The organism is Microbacterium sp. NPDC057659 (assembly GCF_042799915.1).
In the GTDB taxonomy this organism is placed as follows: domain Bacteria; phylum Actinomycetota; class Actinomycetes; order Actinomycetales; family Microbacteriaceae; genus Microbacterium.
Genome location: NZ_JBHVHU010000001.1, coordinates 1,053,035 through 1,070,204, shown reverse-complemented (window position 1 = coordinate 1,070,204; position 17,170 = coordinate 1,053,035). Strand labels below are relative to the sequence as shown.

At 67.9% G+C, this 17,170-nt stretch carries 16 protein-coding genes; 13 read left to right on the top strand and 3 right to left on the bottom strand.

Annotation, left to right across the window (positions count from 1 at the left end):
- Positions 1–84: 84 nt before the first annotated feature.
- The 13 genes from ACFVAE_RS05125 (at position 85) to ACFVAE_RS05065 (ending at position 14,115) form a co-directional block, all read left to right on the top strand.
- Entirely contained in the window at positions 85–993 is a 909-nt protein-coding gene (locus tag ACFVAE_RS05125; RefSeq protein WP_378888661.1) for an ABC transporter permease, read from the top strand.
- Positions 990–1,727: an ABC transporter ATP-binding protein gene (locus ACFVAE_RS05120; protein ID WP_378888659.1), complete on the top strand. Its 738-nt coding sequence runs from the start codon at positions 990–992 to the stop codon at positions 1,725–1,727. Before ACFVAE_RS05125 ends, ACFVAE_RS05120 begins: the two co-directional genes overlap by 4 nt.
- A complete protein-coding gene (locus tag ACFVAE_RS05115; RefSeq protein WP_378888656.1) occupies positions 1,724–3,652 on the top strand; it encodes a DUF6541 family protein in 1,929 nt (642 codons plus the stop codon). Before ACFVAE_RS05120 ends, ACFVAE_RS05115 begins: the two co-directional genes overlap by 4 nt.
- A 32-nt stretch (positions 3,653–3,684) precedes the next feature.
- Positions 3,685–4,407, top strand: coding sequence for a glycosyltransferase family 2 protein (locus ACFVAE_RS05110; RefSeq protein ID WP_378888654.1), 723 nt, complete (start codon positions 3,685–3,687; stop codon positions 4,405–4,407).
- Positions 4,407–4,811, top strand: coding sequence for a DUF2304 domain-containing protein (locus tag ACFVAE_RS05105; RefSeq protein ID WP_378888651.1), 405 nt, complete (start codon positions 4,407–4,409; stop codon positions 4,809–4,811). The genes ACFVAE_RS05110 and ACFVAE_RS05105 overlap by 1 nt, the downstream gene beginning before the upstream one ends.
- Positions 4,808–5,974: a glycosyltransferase family 4 protein gene (locus ACFVAE_RS05100; protein ID WP_378888649.1), complete on the top strand. Its 1,167-nt coding sequence runs from the start codon at positions 4,808–4,810 to the stop codon at positions 5,972–5,974. The genes ACFVAE_RS05105 and ACFVAE_RS05100 overlap by 4 nt, the downstream gene beginning before the upstream one ends.
- Positions 5,975–6,054: 80 nt before the next feature.
- A complete protein-coding gene (locus ACFVAE_RS05095; RefSeq protein WP_378888646.1) occupies positions 6,055–6,666 on the top strand; it encodes a DapH/DapD/GlmU-related protein in 612 nt (203 codons plus the stop codon).
- Positions 6,663–7,760 carry a DegT/DnrJ/EryC1/StrS family aminotransferase gene (locus ACFVAE_RS05090; protein ID WP_378888643.1) on the top strand — a complete coding sequence of 366 codons (1,098 nt, stop codon included), beginning with the start codon at positions 6,663–6,665 and terminating at the stop codon, positions 7,758–7,760. Before ACFVAE_RS05095 ends, ACFVAE_RS05090 begins: the two co-directional genes overlap by 4 nt.
- Positions 7,757–8,743 carry a Gfo/Idh/MocA family oxidoreductase gene (locus tag ACFVAE_RS05085; protein ID WP_378890495.1) on the top strand — a complete coding sequence of 329 codons (987 nt, stop codon included), beginning with the start codon at positions 7,757–7,759 and terminating at the stop codon, positions 8,741–8,743. The genes ACFVAE_RS05090 and ACFVAE_RS05085 overlap by 4 nt, the downstream gene beginning before the upstream one ends.
- A 2-nt stretch (positions 8,744–8,745) precedes the next feature.
- Positions 8,746–10,530, top strand: a complete 1,785-nt coding sequence (locus ACFVAE_RS05080) for an ABC transporter ATP-binding protein (RefSeq protein ID WP_378888640.1) — start codon at positions 8,746–8,748, stop codon at positions 10,528–10,530.
- Entirely contained in the window at positions 10,527–11,723 is a 1,197-nt protein-coding gene (locus ACFVAE_RS05075; protein WP_378888637.1) for a hypothetical protein, read from the top strand. Before ACFVAE_RS05080 ends, ACFVAE_RS05075 begins: the two co-directional genes overlap by 4 nt.
- Before the next feature lie 5 nt (positions 11,724–11,728).
- Entirely contained in the window at positions 11,729–12,970 is a 1,242-nt protein-coding gene (locus ACFVAE_RS05070) for a glycosyltransferase (RefSeq protein WP_378888634.1), read from the top strand.
- Positions 12,967–14,115 (top strand): glycosyltransferase, encoded by a 1,149-nt coding sequence (locus tag ACFVAE_RS05065; protein ID WP_378888632.1) that lies wholly within the window; start codon positions 12,967–12,969, stop codon positions 14,113–14,115. Before ACFVAE_RS05070 ends, ACFVAE_RS05065 begins: the two co-directional genes overlap by 4 nt.
- A 48-nt stretch (positions 14,116–14,163) precedes the next feature.
- Here ACFVAE_RS05065 and ACFVAE_RS05060 read toward each other — a convergent pair whose 3' ends face one another.
- The 3 genes from ACFVAE_RS05060 to ACFVAE_RS05050 are packed head-to-tail and all read right to left on the bottom strand — an operon-like array spanning position 14,164 to position 17,036.
- Complete coding sequence (locus ACFVAE_RS05060; RefSeq protein WP_378888629.1) at positions 14,164–15,336, bottom strand: acyltransferase family protein; 1,173 nt, start codon at positions 15,334–15,336, stop codon at positions 14,164–14,166.
- Between the two features lie 24 nt (positions 15,337–15,360).
- On the bottom strand, positions 15,361–15,786 hold the full coding sequence (locus ACFVAE_RS05055) for a hypothetical protein (RefSeq protein WP_378888627.1): 426 nt from the start codon (positions 15,784–15,786) through the stop codon (positions 15,361–15,363).
- Entirely contained in the window at positions 15,783–17,036 is a 1,254-nt protein-coding gene (locus ACFVAE_RS05050) for a glycosyltransferase (RefSeq protein ID WP_378888625.1), read from the bottom strand. Before ACFVAE_RS05050 ends, ACFVAE_RS05055 begins: the two co-directional genes overlap by 4 nt.
- Positions 17,037–17,170: the final 134 nt, after the last annotated feature.

Sequence of the window (17,170 nt, the reverse complement as noted above, 5' to 3'; positions counted from 1 at the left end):
CGGTCGCCCGAGTTCTCAGCCGTCGTGGAATAGGATGATGACGTCCGCGACGGCACCGGTCGTCGCCACCGAGTGAGTGGGACCGTGACCGACACCCGAGATCTTTTCGCCGTCGTCCCGCGCTCCGAATTCGACATCCCGGGCCAGAGCCACGGGCTGATCGATGTGGTGCGCTGGCGCTATCTGCTGCGCCTGCTGGTGCGCACCGGAGTGACCACCCGTTACCGGAACTCCGTGCTGGGCTGGACCTGGTCGTACGTCCGGCCCGCCGCGCAGTTCCTCGTGTTCTGGGTGGTGCTCGGGCTCTTCCTCGGGATGAACAGAGTCCCGAACTACGCGGTCTACCTGTTCTCCGGCATCGTCGTGATCAACCTCTTCTCGGAGGGGTTCAAGAATGCGACCACGTCGATCGTGGGCAACGCGCCGCTGGTGCGCAAGGTGTTCCTCCCGAGGCAGTTGTTCGCGGTGTCCGCGATCATCGTCGCATTCGTGCACTTCCTGCCCCAGGTCGGCCTGCTGCTGGTGGTCTGCCTGCTCATGGGCTGGATCACCCACGTGTCACTGCTCGCGGTCGGCGCGATCTTCGCAGGGATGCTCATCGTGATGCTGTTCTCCCTCGGACTCGGGCTGTTCTTCGGCGCCATCAACGTGCGCTACCGCGACGCGGAGAACATCGTCGAGCTCATGCTGCTGCTGGCAACGTGGGCGTCACCCGTGCTCTACGCCTGGACGATGGTGCAGGAAGCCGTCGACACGCTGCACTGGCCGTCATGGATCGTCGAGCTGTACATGCTCAATCCGATCACCCAGGGCGTCGAGCTCTTCCACTACGCGTTCTGGCGTCCGGCATCCGCCGGTCTGGACGGGATGATCCCGCTGCCGCCGGCGCTCGGCTGGAACACTCTCTGGACCTTCCTGATCGCTGTCGGCACCCTGCTGCTGGGGCAGCTGGTGTTCCGCCGCCTCGAGGGAAGGTTCGCACAGGACCTATGAGCACTCAGATCACGGCGAAGCCCAGCATCATCATCGACCGCGTCCGTAAGACGTTCACGCTCAACCACGCGTTCTCGCTGAAGGACACGATGGTGGCGTGGATCCGCCGGCGTAAGACCACCAGCACCTTCGAGGCGCTGAAGGGCGTCGACCTCGTCATCGGCGAGGGGGAGTCCGTGGCGATCCTCGGCATGAACGGCTCCGGCAAGTCCACCCTGCTCAAGCTGGTCTCGGGTGTCATGGAGCCCGATGACGGTCAGGTGCTCACCCGCGGGCGGGTCGCAGGCCTGATCGAGGTCGGCGCGGGCTTCCACCCCGAGCTGTCCGGACGTGAGAACGTCTTCCTGAACGCGGCGATCCTGGGGATGAAGAAGCACGAGATCGAGGCGCGCTACGACGAGATCGTGGCCTTCAGCGAGATCGAGCAGTTCATCGATCAGGAGGTGAAGCACTACTCCTCCGGCATGTTCATGCGCCTGGCGTTCTCGGTGGCGATCCACGTCGAGCTCGACGTCCTGCTCGTCGACGAGATCCTCTCCGTCGGCGACGCACCGTTCCGGGAGAAGTGCCGGCTGAAGTTCGAGGAGCTCATCGCGGCCGGTAAGACCCTGGTGGTCGTCAGCCACGACATGGACATGGTGCGCCAGCTCTGCACCCGCGGCGTGGTGATCTCGAAGGGCGAGGTCGTCTACGACGGCGGCGTCGAGGGGGCGATCGAGCTGGTGGACGCATGATCGGCGACTGGATCCTGCAGACGCCGGCGCTCCTGGCGTCATTGCTCGTCGTGTTCGTGCCCGGCGTCCTCGCGATGCTCGCGGTGGGCCTGCGCGGACTCGCGCTCCTCGCCTTCGCCCCGGTCTTCTCCGTCGCCTCGACTGCCGTTCTGGCGCTGATCTTCGGCATGGTCGGTGTTCCCTGGTCGCCGCTGAGCTGGGGCGCAGGCAGCCTCGTCGTCGTGCTCCTCGCTGCGGTGCTGGGGCGGATGCTCGGGAATCGCACGCCGGAGCGGACCGGGAGCGCTCGCCGATGGCTGATCCCGGTCGCCCTCGCAGCCGGGATCCTCTTCTCCGCGTGGCGGCTGATCGGCTACATCCACGATCCAGCGGGGATCTCGCAGACCAACGACGATGTGTTCCACCTGAATGCGGTGCGGTACATCCTGGAGACCTCGGACGCCTCATCCCTGCATGTCAATGCGGTGATCGGGGGGCACAGCTTCTATCCGGCGGCCTGGCACGGCATCGTCTCGCTGGTCGTCATGATCACCGGCACGACGATCCCCGTGGCCGCGAACATCCTCACTCTTGTGATCGGTGCGCTGATCTGGCCGCTCGGGGTCGCCTGGCTCACGCAGGTGCTCGCCGGTTCCGCGACCGTGACCGCGTACGCCGCGGTGCTGTCCGGAGCGCTGCAGACCTTCCCGCTGCTGATGTTCCAGTGGGGTGTGCTCTTCCCGAACGCGCTGTCGACCGCGCTCATCCCGGCAGGGGTCGCGCTGGTCGCCTCTCTGCCGGCGCTGCGAGGAGGCCGCGGGCCGTGGCGGGACACCGCGCAGGGTGCGCTCCTCGTGCTGGTCGCGGCGGGTTCGCTGCTGCTCTCACAGCCCGCGGCGTTCCTTCCCTGGGCCGCGATGAGCCTGGTGTGGCTGACGTTCCGTCTGCTCCGCACCGGGGCGCCCATCAGAAGAGGAAGGGCGATCACGCTGCTGGCTGCGGTGTGGATCGTCTTCGCGGTCATCTGGTGGTACCTCGCGCAGGGCACCAGCGGGTCGCACTGGCCGCCGTTCCGAGGAAAGGCCGCGGCTGTCCTGGACGTGCTCCTCAACGGCCAGGTGGGGATCCCGTTCGCGTTCGGTGTGAGCGCGCTCATGATCCTCGGCCTCGTCCTCGCCGTGCGCCGTGCGCCGCTGCGCTGGTTCGCCGTCGCCTGGCTCGGGATCTCGCTGCTGTACGTGCTCGTCGCCTCGGCTGGTCGCGACATCTTCCGCATCGACATCCTCGGCGCCTGGTACGCCGACCCGTACCGGATCGCCGCGCTGGCGCCCGTGGTGGTCATCCCGTTGGCGGCGCTGGGCGCTGACGCGATCGTCCGCGGAGCCGCCCGTCTGCTCAAGAAGGACGCGGACAGCGCCCGATGGGCGGTCATCGGGCTGGTCGCGACGACCGTGTTCATGCTGCTCGTCGTGCTCCTGCGTCCGGTGGCGATGCCGAACTTCCGCACCGGGGGCTTCGACGACGAGTCCCGGTACGACGTGACGGCCGAGAGTTACCTGAGCATCGATGAGCGGGCTCTGCTCGAGAAGCTCGACGAGTACGTCGAGCCCGGTGAACGGGTGATCGGCAACCCCAGCACCGGCATGGGATTCGGGTACTTCTTCAGCGGGGTCGACGTGTATCCGCGCACCTGGGCCCCGCCGTCCAGCGGGCCCTGGCAGGTCCTCGCCGGAGGCCTGCGCGACGCGGCATCCGATCCGGCGGTGTGCGATGCGCTGCACGCCTACGGCGATCCGGCGTACGTGCTCGACTTCGGTCCCGGCGAGGATGAGCCCGGACGGTACATCATGCCCGGGATGACCGACTTCGACGGGCAGCCCGGTTTCGAACGCGTAGCCGGAGTGGGGGACGCGTCGTTGTGGCGGATCACGGCGTGCGCTCAGTGAGCCCTGCCGACCGATCGCTAGGATCGGAGTCGATGCGTCCGGTTGATCAGTCTGTTCTCATCGCCGTTCCGGCGTTGAACGAGGAGGACTCCGTCGCGGACGTGGTCCGCGCCGTGCGCCGTGCCCTCCCTGCGAGTACCTGCGTCGTGATCGATGACGGCTCGCACGACGCGACCGCAGAGCGTGCGCGGGCTGCCGGCGCCACTGTGCTGTCGCTGCCGTTCAACCTCGGTGTGGGCGGGGCTATGCGGGCCGGGTTCCGTTTCGCCAGGACTCATGGTTTCGACGTCGTGGTGCAGGTCGATGCGGACGGGCAGCACGATCCCGCGCAGATCCCGGAGCTGATCAACGCTCTGGACAGCGCGGATCTCGTCATCGGAGCTCGCTTCGCAGGGGTCGGCGACTACGGCGTGCGCGGACCGCGGCGCTGGGCCATGCGCATCCTCGCCACCGTCCTGAGCAGAGTCGCGAAGACTCGCCTGACCGACGTCACGAGCGGCTTCAAGGCGGCAGGTCCGCGCGCCGTTGCGCTGTTCGCCGACACCTTTCCGGCGGAGTACCTGGGTGACACGATCGAAGCACTGGTCATCGCCGCTCGCAGCGGCATGACCGTGCGCCAGGTGCCCGTCGCGATGCGTGAGAGGCAGGGCGGCGCCCCGTCGCACCATCCGATCAAAGCCGCTGTGTACCTCGTCCGAGCCTGTGCGGCATTCGGACTGGCGATGATCAAGCCGAGAAGCGGTTCGGAGGCATGATGCTCAATCCGATCACCTATGCGTTCGGGATCGTCGCGGCGGTGCTCGCGCTGATCGCCATCATCGAACTCATGCGGCGGGGCACACTTCGCGAGCGGCACGCCGTCTGGTGGTTCGTCGGAGGGATACTGGCGCTCATCATCGCGGTGTTCCCGCAGACGCTCGGCTGGGCGGCATCCTTGCTGGGGGTCGTCGTCCCCGTCAATCTGGTCTTCTTCGTCGCCATCGGCCTGCTCTTCCTCGTCAGTCTGCAGTACGGTGCTGAGCTCACCAGGGTCGAGGAGAAGCTCAGATCACTCGCCGAGCAGTCCGCATTCCTCTCGGAGCGCGTCCGGGTGCTCGAGGAGCGGCGCGACGATGACGACGCGACTGATTCATCCACGGACCAGGAGGGCGGCCGTTGAGCCCGAGGATCCTGATCGCCTCGCGGTTGTTCCCGCCGGAGGTCAGCGCGGGGGCCTTCCGTCTCGGAGCGCTCGCACGGGCGCTGGTGCGGCGCGGAGACGCCGTGCGAGTGCTGACCACAGTCCCGCCTTCGCACGCCCCGGTGATCCCCGATCCAGAGGGCGTGCGGGTGGACCGCCGACCGGTTCTGCGCGACGGAGGCGGCAACGTCCGCGGGTACGTGCAGTATGCGAGCTACGACGTGCCGCTGGCGTTCCGCATGCTCCGCGGGCGGTATGACGTCGCCGTCGCTGAGTCGCCGCCCACCACGGGTCTCGTGGTGTGGGTGATGTCGGCGTTGAAACGACGGCCGGTGGTGTACTACGCGGCGGATGTCTGGACCGATGGCGTCATCTCGATGGGCGCTCCCGCGCCCGTCGTCTGGCTGATGCGTGCGATGGAGCGGCTGCTGCTGGCACGCGCCGCGCGAGTCATCTCCGTCTCCGCCGAGGTCACAGAACGCTTGGTGGCGCTCGGCGCTGATCCCGAACGCATCGCCACAGTCGGCAACGGCATCGACACCGGGGTGTTCTCGCCGGACGTCGCATCGCCCGACACCGAAGACGACTACTTCGTCTACACCGGCACGATGTCCGAATGGCAGCGCCCCTCGGTCTTCATCGAGGCGCTCGCACTCATCGCAGGAGAGTCGGACGTGAAGATCCGCTTCTTCGGGCAGGGCAGTGTGGAGGCCGATCTCAGGGAGCTTGCGGATCGGATCGCGCCCGGACGCGTCGAGTTCGGCGGCGTGGTCGGCCCTGCGGAATCCGCTCGGTGGATCCGGGGCGCGGCCGGAGCGCTGGTCAGCATCGTTCCCGGCATCGGCTACGACTTCGCGAAACCCACGAAGACCTATGCGGCCGCTGCGGTGGGTACCCCCGTCCTGTTCGCCGGCGCCGGCGCCGGCAGCGACCTGGTGCGTGATTCCGGACTCGGGTACGCGGTCCGGTTCGACGCGGAGGCCGTCGCTGAGGGCATGCGGCAGCTGCTTCGTGACCGTGAGGCCGGGGTGACCGAGCTCCGACGTGCCGAGCGTGCGGACTGGGCACGGACGAACGTGTCGCTGGATGCCGTCGCCGACCGCGTGGCCGAAGCGGTGCACGACGCGATCGGCAGGCGTTGAGCGGGCCTTCACGGACCGGACGATAGAATCAGTGCCAGACCTGGGTCCCGCATCCGGCGGTGCCATCATGAGGAGCCTCAGTGAATACCCCTTCCCGCGTGCGCATCGTCGATTCTGCTGATGTCTCTCCCGACGCATCCATCGGTGACGGCTCGTCGATCTGGCACCTCGCTCAGGTGCGCGAGGGCGTCCGCATGGGCGCGAACTGCATCGTCGGCCGGGGTGCCTACATCGGCACCGGCGTCGAGATGGGCGACAACTGCAAGGTGCAGAACTACGCGCTCGTCTACGAGCCGGCCAAGCTCGCCGACGGCGTGTTCATCGGACCGGCCGTCGTGCTGACCAATGACACGTACCCGCGCGCGATCAACGCCGACGGCACGATCAAGAGCGCGCACGACTGGGAGCCGGTCGGCGTGACGATCGAGAAGGGTGCCGCCATCGGTGCACGGGCCACGTGCGTCGCGCCGGTGACCATCGGCGCCTGGGCGACTGTTGCCGCCGGTGCGGTCGTCGTCAAGGACGTGCCGGCCTACGCGCTCGTCGCGGGTGTGCCGGCGAAGCGGATCGGCTGGGTCGGCGAGTCCGGCGTGCCGCTGATCGCCGGCGACGACGCCGGAACCTGGATCTGCCCGACCACGGGCGACCGATACTCCGAAACCAATGGAATTCTGACCAAGGAGGCCGCGTGAGCGAGTTCATTTCCCCGGCGAAGCCGATCATCGGCGACGAGGAGCGCGCGGCCGTCGACCGCGTCATGCGCAGCGGCATGGTCGCACAGGGCCCGGAGGTCGCTGCCTTCGAGCAGGAGTTCGCCGAGCACTTCGTGCCGGGGCGCCCTGCTGTCGCGGTGAACTCGGGAACCGCCGGCCTGCACCTCGGCCTCCTGGCCGCGGGGGTCGGCCCTGGCGACGAGGTCATCGTGCCGTCCTTCACCTTCGCCGCGACCGGCAACTCCGTCGCGCTGACCGGGGCGACTCCGGTGTTCGTCGACATCGAGCCCGAGACCTTCACGCTGGACCCGGAGGCGGTCGCCGCGGCGATCACTCCGAACACGAAGGGCGTCCTGCCGGTGCACCTGTACGGGCACCCGGCGCGGATGCGTGAGCTCGAAGCGCTCGCCGCAGACCGAGGCATCGCGCTCTACGAGGACGCCGCGCAGGCGCACGGCGCATCGCTGGACGGCCGCCCGGTGGGTTCTTTCGGCGAGTTCGCGATGTTCAGCCTGTATCCGACCAAGAACATGACCAGCGGCGAGGGCGGGATGGTCACGACCGCGACGGCCGAGATCGCCCGTCAGGTCAAGCTGCTGCGCAACCAGGGTATGGAGCGTCAGTACGAGAACGAGATCGTCGGGTTCAACGCCCGCATGACCGACATCCACGCGGCCATCGGTCGTGTGCAGCTGACGAAGGTGGATGCCTGGACGAAGACCCGCCAGCAGAACGCGGCCTTCCTGGACGCGAACCTGCAGGGCGTCGTCGTTCCGCCGGTCGCCGAGGGCGCCGTGCACGTCTACCACCAGTACACGATCCGTGTCCCCGAGGACCGCGACGGGTTCGTCGCGGCGCTGAAGGCGGAGCACAACGTGGGCGCGGGCGTGTACTACCCGATCCCGAACCACCGGCTGCCGTCGCTCGCACCGTACGCACCGGGGCTCGACCTGCCCGAGACGGAGCGCGCCGCGCGTGAGGTCGTGTCGCTCCCCGTGCACCCGTCGCTGTCGCAGGACGACCTTGACCGGATCGTCGCCGCGGTGAACACCGTCGCAGGGGCGGGCGCCTGATGGCGCTGCGCGCCGGGCTCCTCGGCGTCGGCATGATGGGGCGCCACCACGCGCGTGTGCTGCGCGAGGTGGAGGGCGTCGATCTCGTCGCGATCGCCGACCCCGGCGGTGACCCGCACGGTGTCGCCGGCGACCTGAGCATCCTGCCCGACATCGATGCGCTGATCGGGGAGGGCATCGACCTCGCCGTGGTCGCTGTGCCGACGCGGTTCCATGAGGAGGCCGCTCTCAAGCTGGCCGCCGCCGGAGTGCACACGCTCGTCGAGAAGCCGATCGCGCACAGCCTGGAGGCCGGACAGCGGATGGTGGACGCGTTCGCGGAGGCCGGCCTGGTCGGCGCCGTGGGCCACATCGAGCGCTTCAACCCCGCTCTGCAGGAGCTGCGTCGCCGGATCGAGGCCGGCGAGCTCGGCGCGGTGTACCAGGTCGCGACCCGCAGGCAGGGGCCGTTCCCGGCGCGCATCGCCGACGTGGGCGTCGCCAAGGACCTCGCCTCGCACGACGTCGACCTCACCGCATGGGTGGTGCAGTCCGACTACGAGCGACTGTTCGCGCAGACCGCCTTCAAGAGCGGGCGTGAGCACGAGGACATGATCACCATCACCGGACGCACCGCGTCGGGCGTGATCGTGAACAACATCGTGAACTGGCTCTCGCCCATGAAGGAGCGGGTCACTGTGGTCACGGGGGAGAAGGGCGCCTTCGTCGCCGACACCTCCACCGGCGACCTGACCTTCTATGCGAACGGCACCATCCCGCTGGAGTGGGAGTCGGTCTCGAGCTTCCGCGGCGTCTCCGAGGGCGACGTCACCCGCTACGCGTTCGCGAAGCGCGAGCCGCTGCGCGTGGAGCACGAGGCGTTCCGTGACGCGGTGCTCGGCGTGCGCAACGACGTCGTGACCATGGCGCAGGGGCAGCGCACGCTGGCCGTCGTCGAGGCTGCGCTGGAGTCCGCCCGCGAAGGCGTCGCAGTCACGCTCTGAGTATGAAGAACATCGTCGACACCCTGCGGCGGCTGATCCCGTTCCTGCCGTCTTCCGCCCGCAGCTTCCTTCTCGTGTTCGGCGTCGTGTCGGCCTTGCTGTCGGTGGTCGACGTCGTGGCTCTGATGCTCCTGGCGCTCGCCCTCGCGGGAACGGTGACGGGCGGAGGCATCCAGCTTCCGGTGATCGGGTCGATCCCGCAGGATCAGGTTCTGACGCTGATCCTCGTCCTCGCCGGTGTCGTCATCGCGAAGTCGGCGGCGAACGTGTGGCTTCAGTGGATCGCGACGCGTCGGTTCGCCTCCTACGAGCTCGCGGTCGGACAGGAGCTTTTCAGCGCCTACATCCGGTCTTCGTGGACTGACCGGATCTCCCGCAACAGTGCGCAGATCGTGTCGATGTCGGATACCGGTATCGCGAACGTGATCGCCGGTTTCCTGCTGCCCGTGACGACTCTGCCTGGCCTTCTGGTGACATCGGCAGGCGTGGTCGGTGTGATCGTCTTCACCCAGCCGCTCACGGCGCTGATCACCATCGTCTATCTCGGTGGCATCGCTCTGCTGCAGTACTTCGTGCTCAGTGGCAGGACCCGCCAGGCGGCTCGGGTGGCGCGGGACTCCGCGCTCAAGGTGGCGGCGCTGATCTCCGGGATGGTCGCGTCGCTGAAGGAGATCACCCTTCGTGGAAAGGCCGACGAGGTGAGTGAGGTCGTGCGTCAGACGCGCGTGCGCACAGCTCAGGCTCGAGCGAACTCGAGTTTCCTCGCCGCCGTTCCTCGATTCATCTTCGACGCCGCCATCATCGGCGGCTTCATCGTCGTGGGCGGCGCAGCGTTCCTCACGAACCGTGGCGACATGGATGCCACGGTGTCGGCGGTCGCGCTCTTCGGCATCGCCGGATTCCGCCTCGTCCCGTCTCTGACCGGGTTCCAGGCCGTTCTCACTCGGACGATGACCTCCGCGCCGTACGTCGATGCCGTGATCGCGGACATCGAGGCGTCGAAGAAGTTCCTCGCCGATCAGGAGGTCCTGGGCAAGCAGCCGCTGCCGGGAGAGCCGCGACTGCTCGAGCTGAAGGACGTCGCCTTCACCTTCCCCGGCGGAGACCGTCCGGCCGTGCACGACATCGCACTGCGCATTCCCATGGGAGCTACGGTCGGTATCGCCGGAGCGTCCGGAGCGGGGAAGTCGACGCTCGTCGATCTTCTGCTCGGGCTGCTGACGCCGACAGCCGGCTCGATCGAAATCGACGGCAACTCCCTCGTCGATGTCATGGCGGCGTGGCGTTCGCACGTCGGGTACGTGCCGCAGGAGGTCACGCTCTTCGACGGCACCATCGCGCAGAACATCGCGCTGACCTGGGGCGACGACGTCGATCTCGAGCGCGTGGAGTCCGCGGCGCGGCGTGCCCAGCTCTGGGACGTGATCCAGCAGCGCTCGGACGGCCTGCTGACCCGAGTCGGCGAGCGGGGTCTCACCTTGTCCGGAGGACAGCGCCAGCGTCTGGGTATCGCCAGGGCGCTCTACAACGAGCCGCTGATACTCGTGCTCGACGAGGCGACGAGCGCGCTCGACACCAAGACCGAGGCGGACGTCGCGGCAGCGATCCGAGACCTTCGAGGCGACGTCACGGTGATCGCTGTCGCGCACCGCCTCAGCACGATCAAGGACTCCGATCTTGTGCTGTTCATGCACGACGGCACCGTGACGGCACAGGGCACCTTCACCGAAGTCGTGGCGTCGAGTCCCGAGTTCGCCGCGCAGGCGAAGCTGGCAGGTCTCGCATGAGTGCGCTGACCTCCAAGGCGGCACTGGCGTATCGCGTGGTCACAGACCTGCTGCCAGACCGGTTGTCGATGCCTCTCCGCCCACGGAGCCGCCGGTTCGCGTTGAACGATGTTCCGGAGGCTGTCACCGCACCCGATACCGGCGTACGTCTGTTCATCGCGCCGGCGAACTTCGCGGCGCAGGGGTATCAATGGGCTCGGGCCGCCGAGCGGCTGCCGGACGTCGGGGCCGTGAACATGCAGTACCGCACGCCGCACGATTTCGGCTTCCCCGCTGACTACGCAGTCAGCGAGGAGGTCTTCCGCCTCTCCGGATCCTGGGGACGCCGGCAGCGCGATGCCGTCGGCGGCGGATTCACGCACGCACTCATCGAATCGGAGCGCGCGATGTTCGGCGTCGCCTTCGAAGGCTTCACCGGCCGCGAGGCCCGGTGGCTCCGGAACAGAGGCGTGCAGGTGGGACTGGTCAGCCATGGCAGCGACCTGCGACTGCCGAGCCGGCACGCACAGATCGATGAGTGGTCGCCGTTCCGGGACGCTGACCCCGGGTGGGTCAAGGCCCTGGAGGCCCGCGCGCGGGCGAATCGCGCGCTCTTCGAGCGGCTGCAGGCCCCCGCGTTCGTCGCGACGCCCGAACTGCTCCTGGACTGGCCCGACGCCGTCTGGCTGCCCAACGTCGTCGACCCGGCCAGGTGGCGCATCCCGCGGCCCGCGTTCGACGGCGGCATTCCCGTGGTGCTCCATGCGCCGACGAACGCGGCGGTCAAGGGCACGGGACAGATCGAGCCCGTCGTGGAGCGGCTGGCCGCCGACGGCATCATCGACTACCAGCGGGTGATCCGGGTGCCGGCGTCCGAGATGCCCGCCCGGTATGCGGCGGCCGATGTGGTACTCGATCAGTTCGCCATCGGCATCTATTCGACGACCTCGATCGAGGCGATGGCGGCGGGACGGCTCGTGATCGCCCATCTGCATGACCAGGTGCGTGATCACATCCGCATGGTGACAGGGCTTGAGGCACCGATCGTCGAAGCGACTCCCGACACGCTGGGCGACGTGCTGCGCGATGTGGCGGAGCGGCCGGATCACTACCGTGAGATCGCCGGACGGGGCCCCGAGTACGTGACTGCGGTTCACGACGGCGCGCTTGCGGCCGAGGTCCTCGCACCGTTCCTCGGCCGGGCGCCGGCATGAACAGGATGAACGCCAGGACCCGCCTGGTGTCGGCAGCGCGATCCGTGCTCGGCGTCGTGCCGGACCGGATCCTCGCGCGTGCCCTCCCGGGAGATCTCGGCTGGGATCCGGAAGCGATGCATGTCGCCGAACCGCGGGACGTGCATTCGCCGGTCCGACTGCTGATCGCACCGGTCAATTCCGCGGGCCAGGCGTTCCGCTGGGCGCGCGCCGCGGAGGCGGTTGTTCCGGGCGTGAGCGCCGTCAACCTGATGAGCGCCGTCGCGCGCACGACGCACTACGGGTTCCCGGCTGATTATCGTGTGCCCGACAGCGGCTTCATCTTCGCGCACCAGTGGCAGCAGCGACAGCGCGAGGCCATCCTGCGGCAGTTCACGCATGTGCTGCTGGAGTCGGGTCGGTTCATGTACGGGTTGCGCCCCGGACGCACACCACGCGACGTGGTGGAGGAAGTGCGGGCGAAGGGCGTGTCGGTCGCGCTGCTCTGGCACGGAACGGACATCCGCGTTCCCAGCGAGCATGCTCGATGGGAACGCGATTCGCCGTTCGGCGCGGACGGCGCTTACCCTCCCTCGTCCCGGCAGACGCTCGAACGCAACGCCCGGGAGCGTCGGGAGATGTTCGCCGACGCCGGCATTCCCGTCTTCGTGTCGACCCCCGGTCTTCTCGACGTCCCCGGTTCGCGATGGCTGCCTGTCGTTGTGGACATGGAGACGTGGCGGTCGGCCGAGCCTCCGTTGCAGCGGCGCCGGCCGGTCGTCGCGTACGCCCCGAGCAGCTCCGCGCTCAAAGGCGATCCGAGCATCGACGTGCAGCTGGATGCACTCGAGAGGCGGGGACTCATCGAGTACCGACGAGTCCAGGACATGCCGTCCGCGCAGATGCCGGACCTCTACCGATCCGCCGACATCGTGCTCGATCAGTTCCGGCTGGGCGACTACGGAGTCGCGGCATGCGAGGCCATGGCGGCAGGGCGTCTCGTGATCGGACACGTCCACGAGGACGTGCGTGAGCGAGCGCGGCTCCGCACCGGCCGGGAGCTCCCCATCGTCGAATCCCGATATCGAGACATCGGTGGCATGATCGAGGTCATCCTCTCCGACCGGGAGTCCTGGATCGAGTATGCGGCGCGCGGCCCCGAGTACGTCCGGGAGATCCATGACGGACGTGCCTCTGCTGAGGCGCTCACGGACTTTCTCGCACCGACACCACACGACCAGATGAACGACCGAGAGAACTGCTCATGACTCGCCCCCGCATCCTCTGCATCTCGTTCTCGGACATCAGCTCGGACTCGCGTGTGCTCCGTCAGCTCGACGTCCTCCAGGAGATGGGTGACGTGACCACCCTCAGTTACGGTCCGAAGCCCGACGGCGTCGAGGGACATCTCCAGATTCCGATGGATCTTCCGTCACTTCCGCAGACGCCGGTGGGCGTCATGAATCTCGCCCTGCGCCGGTTCCGGGCCGTGGAGTTCCAGGCGCCGGCAGTCAAGGCCGCGCTCGACCTGGTCCAGGGGCACTCCTTCGACATCGTCGTCGCGAACGAAGCGCGAGCGCTCCCGCTCGCGTATCGCGTCGAAGGCGCTCCGCGGATCTGGTGCGATCTGCACGAGTGGGCACCGGAGGAGAGGACGCACGTGTTGTCCTGGCGTCTGCTCGTGGCGCCGTTCATGGACTGGCTCTGTGCCCGCTACCTGCCGCGTGCGGATGCGACGACGACCGTGAACACGTCGATCGCCCGGATGTACGAGGAGCGCTACGGCATCGAGCCGGAGATCGTGAGGAATGCGCGTCCGTTCGTCGCAGCGCTCGCACCCACACCGTTGGCTCCCGGGGCGATCCGGCTCGTGCACAGCGGGGGAGCGGTGCCAGGGCGGAACATCGAGTCGATCATCGACGCCGTCGACCTCCTCGGCGACGGGTACACGCTGGACCTGTTCCTCATCCCGTCGCGGCAAGCAGACGCGTACTGGAAGCAGATCACTGCTCGCATCGCGAACAGCCCGCGGACGACGCTCCACGATGCGGTGGCTCCTGACGACCTTCCCGTGGCGCTCAACCCGTACGATCTCGGGGTCTATCTGCTTCCGCCGCACACCCCGAACCACCGCCTGATGCTGCCGAACAAGTTCTTCGACTTCGTGCAGGCGCGACTCGGATTCGTGTTCGGTCCGTCCACGGAGACTGACCGGCTCATCATCGAGAACGGCCTCGGCGTCGTCACCGCCGGATACTCGGCGACGGACCTCGCGGAGGCGATCCGCGCGCTGTCGCGCGAGGAGATCGCCGGCTTCAAGGCCGCGACCGACGCCGTCGCGGAGGAGATGTCCTCGGATGTCGATCTCGAGGTCGAGCGGAACATCCTGCGTCGACTGCAGCAGCCGGCCTGACGCGGAGGTCGGCTCGAGTCCGCGCCGCCCGCGTCCCGCAGCTCTGGGTCAGGAGGAAGCTGCTCCGGTCCGCTGCCCTGCTCGGCGCGCGGTGATGGCAGCAGCCCAGCCGTTCTGCATCGCCCGCAGGCGGCGTTCTGCGGGCCGCTCGATGCCGATGTGCAACAGCCAGGAGAGCGCGATCGAGGCCGCGAGCACGAGGAGCGAGATCGCGATGCCCTTCTTGCCGAATGTCTGGTACCCCACGAGATCCCGAGCGGCGTAGATCAGGGTCGCGTGGACGAGATAGAACGCGTACGACCACTCTCCGAGGGCCAGCAGCGGGCGCGCCCGCATCAGTCGGCTGCGTCCGGCGATGTCGTTGGCCGCGAAGGCGCAGATCAGGAGAGCGAACAGCACGGTCATCGTCTCGCTGGTGCCGGAGGCGAGCAGGTCGTGCGCGCCCTGGGAATCAGGGATCCGCTCCAGCAGGCTGAGCGTGCCGAGGTAGAGCACCATGCCGCCGACGGGCAGCCACGCACGGAATCGCGGACGCCATCCCGAGCGGATCGCCCAGGCCAGTGACATCCCGATGACGAACTCGTTCAGCCTGAGCACCGGCCAGGGCAGCCCGGCGAGCCACCCGGTCGGCGCGGCGATGATCGCGACACGGACGAGCACGCTGATGAGCAGAACGCCGAGAGCGACCCACAGAGCGCCACGCGCTTGGAGCCTGCGAAGCGGCTTCATGATGAACGGATGCAGCGCGTAGAAGAACAGCTCTGCGGTCAGGGTCCATGCGGCAGGATTGCCGGAGAACAGAACATTCAGGTCACGCGACCAGCCCTGGAGCAGGAAGACGTTGAGGAGGAGCACGCCGCCGTCGAACGGATTCTCCCAGGGGTGGGCGGGATCGGGCGTGAGACTGTAGAAGACCGGGATCGCAAGGGCCAGCGCCGTGAGATGCAACGGGAAGATACGCGCGATCCTACGCCAGTAGAAGGTGCCGATGCCCACCGACGGTCGCCACGACCAGGTGAGCACGAATCCTGAGAGCACGAAGAAGAAGGTCACGCCGAGATAGCCGTACTGGGCGATCGGCCCCAGTATCCCCGGCATGGGCATCAGATTCCGCAGGTGGAAGAAGAATACGGCGAACGCGGCCCACCAGCGCAGACCGGTCAGGGAGTCCAGCCGTGCGATCGACGGCTGCGGCGAGGTGCTCTTCATCGAGATGGTCATCCGAGACTTCGTGCGTCGTCCGGCTCAGCCCACGCCGTCGAGCACGGCTCGGGCGGGCGCGATCCCGTTGACTGCCCGTACGGATGCCGGGGCGAGACGACGCATCGTCTGCCAGCCGGTGAGGAGTCCGTCGCGTTCCAGGACGACGATCAGCTGAGCGGTGCTCGCGGCCTCCTGCCAGTCGCGATCTCGGCGCGCGGCAGCTGCGAATCGGCGTCCGTGGTCGAGGGGGCTGAGGCGGAAGAGATTTCGGCCCGCTGCGGAGCCGCCGAGCATCCGGTCCGCGCGCACGCTGACGCCGCGAGCACCGGGGGTCACTCGGATGGTGCGGATGTCGGAGTCGGTGTCCTCTCGCGAGAGCACGGTCACCTCATGCTCGGCCGAATCCAGCGACAGCTGCTCGAGGGCGGATGCGACGGATCCGGAGGGGGCGATCAGGAGGATGTTCACTGCTGCTTCGCTCCTTCGACAGTGCTGCGAAGCGCCGCGATCTGCGGATCGAGCTGGCGCGCGCGCTGGAACTGCTCGGCCCAGGCGCGACCGGCCAGGCGGTCCTCACCGGTCTGGCTCTGCGCAGCCTCGGCGGCGTCGATCAGCGCGGACGCGATGGAATCAGGGGTCAGATCCTTGACCGGATACCACGCAGGCGCATCACGCAGCACCTCGGTGGCGGCATTGATCGGGTCGTGCACGGAGACGATGGGCAGCCCTGTTGCGGCGTACTCGTACACCTTGCCGCTGGTCACGTAACGTCCTGTCCCGAGGACGAGGAGAAGTGCATCGAAGTTCGCGTAGACACGATCGATCTCGCGCTTCGGCACGGGGCCGCGATACGCGATCGCGTGATTGGCGAACACGGACAACTGCCGAGCGACGGCCTCGTTCGGAGGCCCGACGTGGTTCAGATGTCCCCACAGCTCCATGCGGGCCTTCGCGAGCAGGGGTGACCGCTCCCTTGCGCGCTTCCACCCCTCGACCAGACTCTCGATGGGGACTGACGCGGAGATGGTGCCGATGTACCCGAAGACCAGGCCCTCGTCATCATCCTTCACCACTGACTCCTCCGGAGCCGCGTCGTAACCGTTGGCCACGACGTGGAACTTGTCCGCGTCGTCGGGGTAGAGATCCGCATGCCACTGCAGAATCGGGTCGTTCACGAACCAGACGGCGTGGGCGTGCGTGATCAGCTGACGCTCCCACTTGGCGACTGCGCCGTTCGGGGCGGACAGGCGTGCTCCCGTGAAGACGTCGAGCTGCCAGGCATCCCGGTAGTCCATCACGTAGGGAACGCCGAACTTCGTGTACAGGGCCCAGCCCGGTGTGAAGTCGACGTGCGGGTTCGCTGACCCGAGGACGATGTCGACAGGATGCCGGGCGTGCACGGCCAGCGCGGCCGACTCGAGCTCGGAGCGCCAGCCGCCATAGGTGTGCTCGGGGAAGGAGCGCCAGTTCTTCCGGGCGTTGATGACGTTCCAGATCTCGGGGATCGTCGCCCGCGTCCGCGACCAGTTGCGCAGATCGTTCTCGAACGCGGCGGCGTGGAACGGGACGCGAACGATCTCGATGGACGGGTCGACGGTGCGTTCCAGCGACTCGTCCACGCCGGTCGACATGGTGAAGGTCTCCCGCGGAACCGTCAGCACGGTCACGTCCCACCCGGCGGCGGCGAACGCGTTGGCCGTCGCCCACGCTCGATACACGCCACTGCCTCGGCACGGCGGGAATCCCCATGCGACATACAGCAGATGCGGCTTCCGCTCCGCGTCTGTTCCTGATCCGTCCATGCTCATCACTCCTCGATGTTACCGGCGACCCGCTTGGTGCCTCGGACACG

Excerpts from the sequence above, each read along its gene's own strand:
- ACFVAE_RS05110 (WP_378888654.1), top strand. The coding sequence starts at position 3,685 with ATGCGTCCGGTTGATCAGTCTGTTCTCATCGCCGTTCCGGCGTTGAAC.
- ACFVAE_RS05115 (WP_378888656.1), top strand. The coding sequence starts at position 1,724 with ATGATCGGCGACTGGATCCTGCAGACGCCGGCGCTCCTGGCGTCATTG.
- ACFVAE_RS05105 (WP_378888651.1), top strand. The coding sequence starts at position 4,407 with ATGCTCAATCCGATCACCTATGCGTTCGGGATCGTCGCGGCGGTGCTC.
- ACFVAE_RS05080 (WP_378888640.1), top strand. The coding sequence starts at position 8,746 with ATGAAGAACATCGTCGACACCCTGCGGCGGCTGATCCCGTTCCTGCCG.
- ACFVAE_RS05060 (WP_378888629.1), bottom strand. The coding sequence starts at position 15,336 with ATGACCATCTCGATGAAGAGCACCTCGCCGCAGCCGTCGATCGCACGG.
- ACFVAE_RS05120 (WP_378888659.1), top strand. The coding sequence starts at position 990 with ATGAGCACTCAGATCACGGCGAAGCCCAGCATCATCATCGACCGCGTC.
- ACFVAE_RS05065 (WP_378888632.1), top strand. The coding sequence starts at position 12,967 with ATGACTCGCCCCCGCATCCTCTGCATCTCGTTCTCGGACATCAGCTCG.
- ACFVAE_RS05075 (WP_378888637.1), top strand. The coding sequence starts at position 10,527 with ATGAGTGCGCTGACCTCCAAGGCGGCACTGGCGTATCGCGTGGTCACA.
- ACFVAE_RS05070 (WP_378888634.1), top strand. The coding sequence starts at position 11,729 with ATGAACGCCAGGACCCGCCTGGTGTCGGCAGCGCGATCCGTGCTCGGC.